The organism is Kutzneria sp. NPDC051319, assembly GCF_040682195.1.
Classification (GTDB): Bacteria; Actinomycetota; Actinomycetes; order Mycobacteriales; family Pseudonocardiaceae; genus Kutzneria.
Genome location: NZ_JBFBAM010000142.1, coordinates 1 through 9,122 on the forward strand (window position 1 = coordinate 1; position 9,122 = coordinate 9,122).

The 9,122-nt window shown below is 68.5% G+C and carries 7 protein-coding genes; 1 reads left to right on the forward strand and 6 read right to left on the reverse strand.

From position 1 onward, the window contains the following. Positions 1 to 158 precede the first annotated feature (158 nt). From AB0M73_RS49315 to AB0M73_RS49340, 6 genes are read right to left on the reverse strand one after another with little or no spacing between them, the layout of a single operon-like run. Positions 159 to 1,559 carry a GH1 family beta-glucosidase gene (locus tag AB0M73_RS49315; protein WP_363907089.1) on the reverse strand — a complete coding sequence of 467 codons (1,401 nt, stop codon included), beginning with the start codon at positions 1,557 to 1,559 and terminating at the stop codon, positions 159 to 161. Between the two features lie 28 nt (positions 1,560 to 1,587). Continuing rightward, a complete protein-coding gene (locus AB0M73_RS49320; protein ID WP_363907091.1) occupies positions 1,588 to 2,583 on the reverse strand; it encodes an ABC transporter ATP-binding protein in 996 nt (331 codons plus the stop codon). Continuing rightward, positions 2,583 to 3,554: an ABC transporter permease gene (locus tag AB0M73_RS49325; protein ID WP_043725255.1), complete on the reverse strand. Its 972-nt coding sequence runs from the start codon at positions 3,552 to 3,554 to the stop codon at positions 2,583 to 2,585. Before AB0M73_RS49325 ends, AB0M73_RS49320 begins: the two co-directional genes overlap by 1 nt. Positions 3,555 to 3,557: 3 nt before the next feature. Next, positions 3,558 to 4,538, reverse strand: a complete 981-nt coding sequence (locus AB0M73_RS49330) for an ABC transporter permease (RefSeq protein WP_043725252.1) — start codon at positions 4,536 to 4,538, stop codon at positions 3,558 to 3,560. Next, positions 4,535 to 5,575 carry an ABC transporter ATP-binding protein gene (locus AB0M73_RS49335; RefSeq protein WP_363907095.1) on the reverse strand — a complete coding sequence of 347 codons (1,041 nt, stop codon included), beginning with the start codon at positions 5,573 to 5,575 and terminating at the stop codon, positions 4,535 to 4,537. The genes AB0M73_RS49330 and AB0M73_RS49335 overlap by 4 nt, the downstream gene beginning before the upstream one ends. Position 5,576: 1 nt before the next feature. Then, the gene (locus tag AB0M73_RS49340) at positions 5,577 to 7,247 is read right to left on the reverse strand and encodes an ABC transporter substrate-binding protein (RefSeq protein WP_363907096.1); all 1,671 of its coding nucleotides are present in this window, start codon (positions 7,245 to 7,247) and stop codon (positions 5,577 to 5,579) included. A 488-nt stretch (positions 7,248 to 7,735) separates the two neighbouring features. On the opposite strand from AB0M73_RS49340, the gene AB0M73_RS49345 reads away from it, so the two are divergent. Next, positions 7,736 to 8,962 carry an ROK family transcriptional regulator gene (locus AB0M73_RS49345; protein WP_363907098.1) on the forward strand — a complete coding sequence of 409 codons (1,227 nt, stop codon included), beginning with the start codon at positions 7,736 to 7,738 and terminating at the stop codon, positions 8,960 to 8,962. The last annotated feature ends 160 nt before the right edge of the window (positions 8,963 to 9,122 follow it).

A 9,122-nucleotide genomic window follows, 5' to 3' on the forward strand; every position in this document is an offset into this window, starting at 1 on the left:
CGCCCGGGAGATCTACCCACGCCTGATGGCCGATCTAGCCGCGCTGCCCACCCTCCAAACGGCTTGACAGACCATAGGAGCATCTCGCGGGGGTGCCCCCGGTGCTTCGGGGATAGCCCGGGTGCGGCGGCCGCCACCACCGCACCCGGCCCTCCGGGTTACGCGCCGCCGCGTACCCGGCGAATGGTGTCCCTGTACCAGAGGGCGCTGGCCTTCAACGTGCGCTGCTGGGTCTCGTAGTCGACGCGGACGATGCCGAAGCGCTTGGCATAGCCGTAGGACCACTCGAAGTTGTCCATCAGGGACCAGGCGAAGTAGCCGCGGACGTCGGCGCCGGCCTGGCGGGCGGCGGCGACGGCGCCGATGTGGGACTGGAAGTAGGCGACGCGGTCGTCGTCCTGGACGTAGTCGTCGGCGTTGGGCTGGTCGGCGTAGGCGGCGCCGTTCTCGGTGATGACCATGGGCAGGCCGGGGTAGTCGCGGCCGAGGCGGACCAGCAGGTCGGTGAAGCCGGAGGGCACGATCTCCCAGCCCATGTCGGTCACGGGCAGGCCGGACATGACCTGGCGGGTGACGGGCAGACCGTCGGCGTCACGGGTGGAGCCGTCCTCTGCCACGCCGGAGTAGCGGTGGCTGGAGTAGTAGTTGACGCCGAGCACGTCGATGGGCGCGGAGATGATCTCCAGGTCGCCGTCCCGCACGGGAATCTCGACGCCGCGCTGCATCAGGTCCGCGACGACGTCCTTGGGGTACCGCCCGTAGCGCAGCGGGTCCAGGTAGATCCGGCCGCCGAGGCCGTCGGCGCGACGGGCGGCCTCGCGGTCGGCGGCGCTGTCGGTGGCGGGGTAGGACGACCCCATGTTCAGGGTGATGCCCAGCTCGACCGGAGAGGTCGCGGCCTCACGCATGCGTTGCGTGGCAAGGCCGTGCCCGAGCAGCAGGTGGTGCACGGCGGCGATGGCGGCGGGGAACTCCTGCCGGCCCGGCGCCTGCCGACCCTCGGAGTAGCCGAGCATGGCGGTGCACCACGGCTCGTTCAACGTCGTCCAGATCCGGACCCGGTCCTGGAGCTTGTCGAACACCATCATCGCGTAGTCGGCGAACCGGTAGGCGGTGTCACGCACGGGCCAGCCGCCGGCGTCCTCGAGCTCCTGCGGCAGATCCCAGTGGTACAGCGTCACCCATGGGTCGATGCCCTGGCCTAGCAGCTCGTCGACGAGCCGGTCGTAGAAGGCCAGGCCCTTCTCGTTGACGGGACCCGCGCCCCGGGGCTGAACCCGGGGCCACGCAACGGAGAACCGGTAGGTGTCGACGCCGAGCTCCTTGATCAGCGCGACGTCCTCGGGCATCCGGTGGTAGTGGTCGCAGGCCACATCGCCGTTCTCGGCGTTGTGCACCATGCCGGGCGTCCGGCAGTAGGTGTCCCAGATGGACGGTGTGCGGCCGTCCTCGTCGACCGCGCCCTCGATCTGGTACGCGGAAGTGGCCACGCCCCAACGGAAGCTCGCCGGCAGGCTGGCGATGAGATCTGCCTCTACCGCCGTGGCAGTGGTTTCCATCGAATCTCCTCCAGTGTCGATACGCGGGTCAGCGGACGGGGTGCAGCCAGCAGGCCACCTCTCGGTCCGAACCGCCGGGAACATCGGGCACACCGAGCACCGGGAGGTCCCGCGCGCACGGCTCGAAGGATTTCGGGCACCGCGGGTGGAAAGCGCACCCGGTCGGCATGGCCCGCAGGTCCGGCGGCGACCCCGGAATGCCCGTCAGCTCCCGCTTGGGCCCGCGCAGCGCGGGGAAGGAGCCGAGCAGTCCGGCACTGTAGGGGTGGTACGAGTCGGTGTAGATCTCCTTGGCGGGCGCCTGTTCCACGATCCGGCCGCCGTACATGATGGCGATCCGGTCGGAGAACTCGACCAGCAGCGACAGGTCGTGGGTGATGAACAGCACCGAGAAGCCCAGCCGCTCGCGCAGCTGCACCAGCTCGCCGAGGATCTGCCGCTGCATCACCACGTCCAGCGCGGTGGTCGGCTCGTCCATGATGACGACCTTGGGCTCCAGGGCCAGCGCCATGCCGATCATCACGCGCTGGCGCATGCCGCCGGAGAGCTGGTGCGGGTAGCTGTCCAGCCGGTCGGACGGAATGCCGACCAGGGTGAGCAGCTCGCGGGCCCGGGCCAGCCGGGCTTCCTTGCTGCTGCGGGGTTCGTGCGCCCGGATGACGTCGGTGAGCTGGCTGCCGATGCGGTGCACCGGGTTGAGCGAGTTCATCGCGCCCTGGAACACGATCGAGGTCTCGGCCCAGCGGAAGTCGCGCAGCTCGTTGTTGGTCAGCGACAGCACGTCGTACGGGCCGCGCTCGGGGTCGTGGTAGATCACCTCGCCGCCGGCGACGACGCCGGGCGGCGGCAGCAGGCGGGTCATGCCGTAGGCCAGCGTGGACTTGCCGCTGCCGCTCTCGCCGGCCAGACCGAGCACCTCGCCGCGGTGCAGCGTCAGGGTGACGTCGCTGACGGCGTGCACCGCGTCGTCGCCCAGGCCGTAGTCGACGTTGAGGTTCTTGATCTCGATAAGGGGTTCGGCCATTACCGGTTCTCCTTGCCCAGAACCGGCGTGAAGCCGATCCGCATGCGCACCGACTTGCCCTTGATCCGGCCCGCGTTGCGCAGTCGGGGGTTGACGATCTCGTCGATGCCGAAGTTGATCAGGGACAGCGCCGTGCCCAGCACCGCGATGGCCAGGCCGGCCGGCACGAACCACCACCACGCGCCCTGGGCCAGCGCCTGCTGGCTCTGCGCCCAGAACAGGATGGTGCCCCAGTTCCAGACGGTCGGGTCGGCGACGCCGATGAAGGCCAGGGTGATCTCGGAGAGCACCGCGAAGATCACCGTGCCGACGAAGCCGGAGGCGATGACCGCGGTCAGGTTGGGCAGCAGCTCGAAGAAGATGATCCGCCAGGTGGACTCGCCGGTCGCCTTGGCCGCGTCGACATAATCCCGGCCGCGCAACGACAATGTCTGTGCTCGCAGCACCCGCGCACCCCAGGCCCACGAGGTCAGCCCGATGACCAGGCCGATGATCGTGTTGCTGACCGTGGGCAGGATCGAGGCCACGATGATGATCAGCGGCAGGGCCGGGATCACCAGGAACACGTTGGACAGCGCGGACAACGCCTCGCCGCCGGTGTTGGCCAGGTAGCCCGAGCTGACGCCGATGATCACGGCCAGCGCGGTGGCGACCAGGCCGGCCAGCAGGCCGACGTAGACCACGCCGCGGGCGCCGGCCAGCACCTGGCTGAAGATGTCCTGGCCGAGGTGCGTGGTGCCGAACCAGTGCGCGCTGGTGGGCGGCGACTGCAGCACGTCGCCGCGGGCGTCCGGGTCGTACGGCGCGATCATCGGCCCGAAGATGGCCAGCAGCACGTAGAAGCCGAGGATGATCAGGCCGATCAGCGTCTTGGTGTTGGTGATGAAGCGGAACTTCTGCCGCCTGGCCGGCTTGGGGGTCGGCGCGGCCGCCCCGGCGGCGGCCTGCAGGTCGACGGTGGAGATGGCCACGGCTCAGCCCTCCTTGCGGGTGCGCGGATCGAGCACCAGGTAGGCCAGGTCGGCGATGAAGTTGGCGGCCAGCACGGACAGCGTGATGATCAGGAAGATGCCCTGCATCAGCGGGTAGTCCTTGGCCCCGACCGCCTGGAACAGCTGGAAGCCCACGCCCGGGAAGGAGAACACGATCTCCACCAGCAGCGTGCCGCCGACGATCAGGCCGAGCGACAGCGCGAAACCGGACACGTTGGGCAGCAGCGCGTTGCGCGCCGCGTAACTGAGCATCACTCGTCGGTCGGACAGGCCCTTGGCGTGCGCGACGGTGATGTAGTCCTCCGAGGACACCGTCACCATCATGTTGCGCATGCTCAGGATCCAGCCGCTCATCGACGAGATGAGGATGGTCAGCGCCGGCAGGAGGCTGTGCTGCACCGCGCTGCCGATGAAGTCGATGTCCCAGCCGGGCACGACACCGGGGTCGTAGCCGCCCGAGGACGGGAAGAAGCTGTTCGGCCCGGCCAGCAGCTCGATCATGATCAGGCCGAACCAGAAGTACGGCACCGAGGAGATGAAGGTCGTCACCGGCAGCACCAGGTCGACCCAGCTGCCGCGCCGCCAGCCGGCCAGCACGCCGAGGCCGGTGCCGAGCATGAAGCTGCACACGGTGGTGACGCCGACCAGGATGAGCGTCCACGGCAGGCTGGAGCTGATCACCTCGGAGACCGGCGTCGGGAAGAAGGTGAACGACAGGCCGAGGTCGCCGTGCAGCAGTTGGCCCCAGTAGTCGACGTACTGCTGCCACAGGGGCTGCTGCTTGTCCAGTCCGAACAGGACGTACAGCGAGTGCACGGCGTCGGTGGACAACTGGCCCTGCTCCTTGGCGATCAGGGCCTGCACCGGGTCGCCGGGCATCAGCCGCGGCAGGAAGAAGTTGATGGTGATCGCGGCCCACGCCGTGAAGACGTAGAACACGATGCGCCGCAGGAGATAGCTCATCCGGCGACCTCCCCGCTGGCGACGGTCTCGGGCTTGGTCACACCGTCGGTGTAGAGCCAGCACGCGGCCCAGTGGCCGGGGACGTCGCCGATCTCCAGCCGCGGCGGCTGCTCCGTCCTGCACCGCTCCATCACGTGCGGGCAGCGCGGGTTGAACCGGCAGCCCTGCGGCGGGCGGATGAGGCTGGGCGGTTCGCCCCCGACCTCGTCGGCCTGCGCCGGCCGGTCGGGGTCGGGAGCGGACTCGATCAGCAGCTGCGTGTACGGGTGGGCCGGGTTCTGGGTGACGGTCTCGCTGTCGCCGCCCTCCACCACCCGGCCCGCGTACATGACCAGCGTCGTGTCGGCGAAGTAGCGGGCCGACGCGATGTCGTGCGTGATGTACAGGATCGCCAGGTTGAGGCGTTCCTTCAGGTCCCGCAACAGGTTCAGCACGCCGAGCCGGATGGAGACGTCCAACATGGACACCGGCTCGTCGGCCAGCAGCGCCTCCGGGTTGGCGCCGAGCGCGCGGGCGATGGCCACGCGCTGGCGCTGCCCGCCGGACAGCTCGTGCGGGAACTTGTCGATGTAGCGCTCCGGCGGCGTGAGCTGCACCCGGGTCAGCAGCTCACGCAGGGCCTCCTCGATGTTCCCGTTGGCATTGCCGTGGATGCGCAGCGACCTGGTCAGGTGGTAGCGCACCGTGTGCACGGGATTCAGGGAGCCGAAGGGGTCCTGGAAGATCATCTGCACCTGCCGGACGTAGGCCCGGAACCGGCGCCCGCCTCTGACGTTGACCTTCTTGCCGTGCAAGCGGATCTCGCCCGAGGTGGGATGGTGCAGCTGGGCCAGCAGTCTGGCCACGGTGGACTTGCCCGAACCGGACTCGCCCACCATCGCCACCACATGGCCGCGGGTCAGCGTGAAGCTGACGTCGTCGACCGCGTGCACGCTGCGTGCCTTGCGGGTCAGTAGCTCCCGGCCTTTCCTTCGCACCGGGAAGTGCTTGCTGAGACCGTCTACTTCCAGGACGACCTCGCCGGTCTTGTCAGTCATGTCAGGCGGCCGGCCTCAGGTGCAGGATGACGTCAAGGGCTCCGGGCAGGGTGGGGTGCGCGTCGGCGTACGGGTCGCTCGCCGACGGCCAGCCCGTCCAGTTCTTGGTGCTGTACTCGCCGCCCAGGTTGGACGCGCTGGTCACGATGACCGGCATGTTGTCCACGAAGATCTTCTGCAGCGTGTTCAGCGCCGCGGTGCGGCCCGCGTCGTCGGCGGCGTTGGCGTACGCCTTGAGCGCCGCGGTGGCCTCCGAGCTCTGGAAGCGGCCGTAGTTGCCGTTCACGCCCGGGGTGCCGATCGGCTTGTACAGGTCGCCGTCCATGATCGACTTGTACAGCTGGTACGGGGTCGCGCCGCCGTCGGTCCAGTGCATCGCGGCGTCGAAGTTGCCGGTGTCGATGTCCTTGGTCCAGGTGTCCTGGTTGGCCTTGTCGACCGTGGCGGTGATGCCGATCTTGGAGACGTTGTCCTTGATGATCTCCAGGTCGGTCTGGTAGTCGCTCCAGCCGGCCGGGTCGGTCAGGGTCAGCTTGACCGGCGCGCCGGTCTTGTCCTTCAGCGTGTTGCCGTCGAAGGTGTAGCCGGCCTGGGTCAGCTTGGCCTTGGCCCCGTCCACGTCGACCTTGACGTCCTTGCCCTTGTAGTCGGCGGCGAGGAACGAGTCGCCGGCCGGGGTCGGGATGCCGGTGATGTTGGTGACCGGCGGGTAGAAGTAGCCGGACTCACCCTGGTTGAAGATGTCCTCGCGGTTGACCACCATGTTGATCGCCTGGCGCAGCGCCGGGTCGTTGAACGGCGCCTTCTGGGTGTTGAACCACAGGCCGTGCCCGGCCAGGTCCGGCGGGAAGAACAGCTGGTTGTGCGCCGGGTCCTTGCTGACGAAGACCTGCTTGGCGTTCGGGATGAACGCGAAGGCCCACTCGCAGGCGCCGGTGGTCAGCGCCGTGGCCTGGGAGTTGTTGTCGGTGTAGGAGGTGTAGCGCAGCTCCTTGACCTGGGGCTTGTCCTGCCAGTAGTCGTCGCGCACGTCCAGCGTGACGGTCTGCGGCGTGAAGGTCTTCAGCTTGTACGGGCCGGTGCCCACCGGGTCCTTGACCGGGTCGGTGGCCGGGTCCTTGAAGGTGGACCACTGGTGCTTCGGCACGATCGGCGTGTCGGTGAGGATCTTGTACTCGTTGACGAACTGCGGGCTGGTGAACGTGGCGGTCACCGTGTTGCCCGACACCGTGGTGTCGCCGAACGGGATCGCGTTGTGGTTCAGGCCCGCCGTCGCCTTGAGCAGGTCGAAGGTGAACTTGACGTCGTCGGCGGAGAACGCCTGGCCGTCGGACCACTTGACGTTGTCGCGGATCGACATCGTCAGGGTCTGGTAGTTGTTCGACCAGTCCCACTTGGTGGACAGCCACGGCTTGGCCGGGTCGGTCGGCTTGACCTTGTTGAACAGGGCCAGCGGCTCGAAGATCACGTTCTTGTAGCCGAGCGAGTTGGACGCCGAGCTGGACAGGTACGGGTTGTTGTTGTCCGTCTGGGGCCCGTTGGGCATACCGACGTTGAGCACGCCGTTCGCGTTGCTCTTCGCGGTGGTACCGCCGCCACCGCACGCGGTGAGGGCGGTGGCCGCGATGATGCTGCCGGCTACGGCGAAGACCACTCTGCGACTGACGCGCATGGGTCCTCCTTGTCGTTTGCGAGGAGGGTGGACCGTGTGCGCCGCCCGCGCGGCGCATGTTGCGGCAGAGTCAACCTGCGTGTCACAGCTCACGTCAATAACGGAGCGGTCACAAAATTAACCCTAAATTTAAGCCTTGAACAAAACGCCAGGCCGGAACGGCCGCCGCCCGGGAACGTTGCGTGGACAACCGGCAGCCTAGCCCCACCGAGCGCGATGGTGTAGACACCCAGCGTGTCGACTTCGAGGTCCGTTCGGACACATGAACAGGCGAGCCCGGGGCGGCGAACGGGGTAAACGGCCGGATCGGTCGGATCCGAACGTCTATGGTTGTGAACCGTCGACTAGCCTCGGGGATCCGGACACGCGAGGGTGATCCGTGCCGGCAGGATGGGCCGGCCGGGTTTCTTACGGTGTTAAATTATGGCGCTAACTTAGTCGGTCCGGCATCCTGTGACGCAGACGTCCCCACCGTCGATGGGCACCCCATGGAACCAAAGCGCACCACGGTTCGCGATCTTCGCCGCCACAACAGGTCAACGCTGCTGTCGAAGCTGTTCTTCGACGGGCCGCTGAGCCGGCATGAGCTCAGCCAGCTCACCGGCCTGTCCGCGGCCACGGTCAGCAACGTCACCGCCGAGCTGGTCGAGGATCGCCTGATCGTGGAAGCGGGCCTGGTGGAGTCCGACGGCGGACGGCCCCGGGTGCTGCTGCGCGTCGACCCCAAGTACGCCCACGTGGTCGGCATCGACGTCGGCGAGACCGGCGTGAAGGTGGAGCTGTTCGACCTGTCCATGACCCGGCTGGCCGCGGCCGACCTCCAGCTCAACTCGATCGAGCCGGACCCGGCCGAGGTGGTGGCCCGCACCGCCGAGGGGCTGCGCCAGGTCATCGAGACCGCCGACGTGACCGAGAGCAGCGTGCTCGGCGTGGGCATCGGCGTGCCCGGCACCGTGGAGAAGGGCACCCGCACCCTGGTGCACGCCCAGACCATCGGCTGGGACGCGGTGCCGCTGCCGTCCATGCTGCGCGACCAGGGAATCCGGCTGCCGCTGTTCCTGGACAACGGGGCCAAGACGCAGGGCCAGGCCGAGATGTGGTTCGGCGCCGGCCGGGGCGCCCGGCACGCGGTGATCGTGCTCGTCGGCTCCGGGGTGGGCGCGGCGGTGATCACCGACGGCCAGACTTACGCCGGATACAGCAGCAGCGCCGGCGAGTGGGGGCACACCACCATCGTCTACGGCGGCCGGCAGTGCCGCTGCGGGGCGCGCGGCTGCCTGGAGGCGTACGTCGGGGCCGAGGGCATCCTCGACCGGTACCGCAAGGCGCGCGGCGGGCGGGGCGCGGTCGACACCGACGAGCAGGCGGCGCTGGCCGCACTGGTCGCCGCGGCCGACAGCTCCAAGATCGCGGCCAAGGTGCTGGACGACACCGCCGGCTACGTCGGGGCCGGCATCGCCAACCTGGTCAACCTGTTCAACCCCGAGCGCATCGTGATCGGCGGCTGGGCCGCGCTGGCCATGGGCGGGCAATGGCTTGACGTGGTGAAGAAGTCCACCGCCGAACACGCGTTGCGGCACGCGTATGAGCAAACCTCGATCGAGCTGTGCCAGCTGGGTCCGGACGCCGTCGCCGTCGGCGCGGCCACTCTCCCGGTGGCGGCGCTGTTGGAGGCCGGCGGCGATCCGCGGGAGAGTTCGCGCAACGTGGCCTGATCCCCCACCCCCGCGAGTCCCGTCCAGCGTCACACCGAAACCCGCCGGCGAGCAGAACTGAGCCTCAGGTCTTGCTTCTGCCCGAAACCGCATTTCGGTGTGCCGGAGAGCGGGACTCGCGGGGGTGGGGATATGTCGCGCCTTACATCTAGCCGTGAAG

Coding starts and splice junctions, on each gene's coding strand:
- AB0M73_RS49340 (WP_363907096.1), bottom strand. CDS start 7,247: ATGCGCGTCAGTCGCAGAGTGGTCTTCGCCGTAGCCGGCAGCATCATC.
- AB0M73_RS49330 (WP_043725252.1), bottom strand. CDS start 4,538: ATGAGCTATCTCCTGCGGCGCATCGTGTTCTACGTCTTCACGGCGTGG.
- AB0M73_RS49320 (WP_363907091.1), bottom strand. CDS start 2,583: ATGGCCGAACCCCTTATCGAGATCAAGAACCTCAACGTCGACTACGGC.
- AB0M73_RS49335 (WP_363907095.1), bottom strand. CDS start 5,575: ATGACTGACAAGACCGGCGAGGTCGTCCTGGAAGTAGACGGTCTCAGC.
- AB0M73_RS49315 (WP_363907089.1), bottom strand. CDS start 1,559: ATGGAAACCACTGCCACGGCGGTAGAGGCAGATCTCATCGCCAGCCTG.
- AB0M73_RS49345 (WP_363907098.1), top strand. CDS start 7,736: ATGGAACCAAAGCGCACCACGGTTCGCGATCTTCGCCGCCACAACAGG.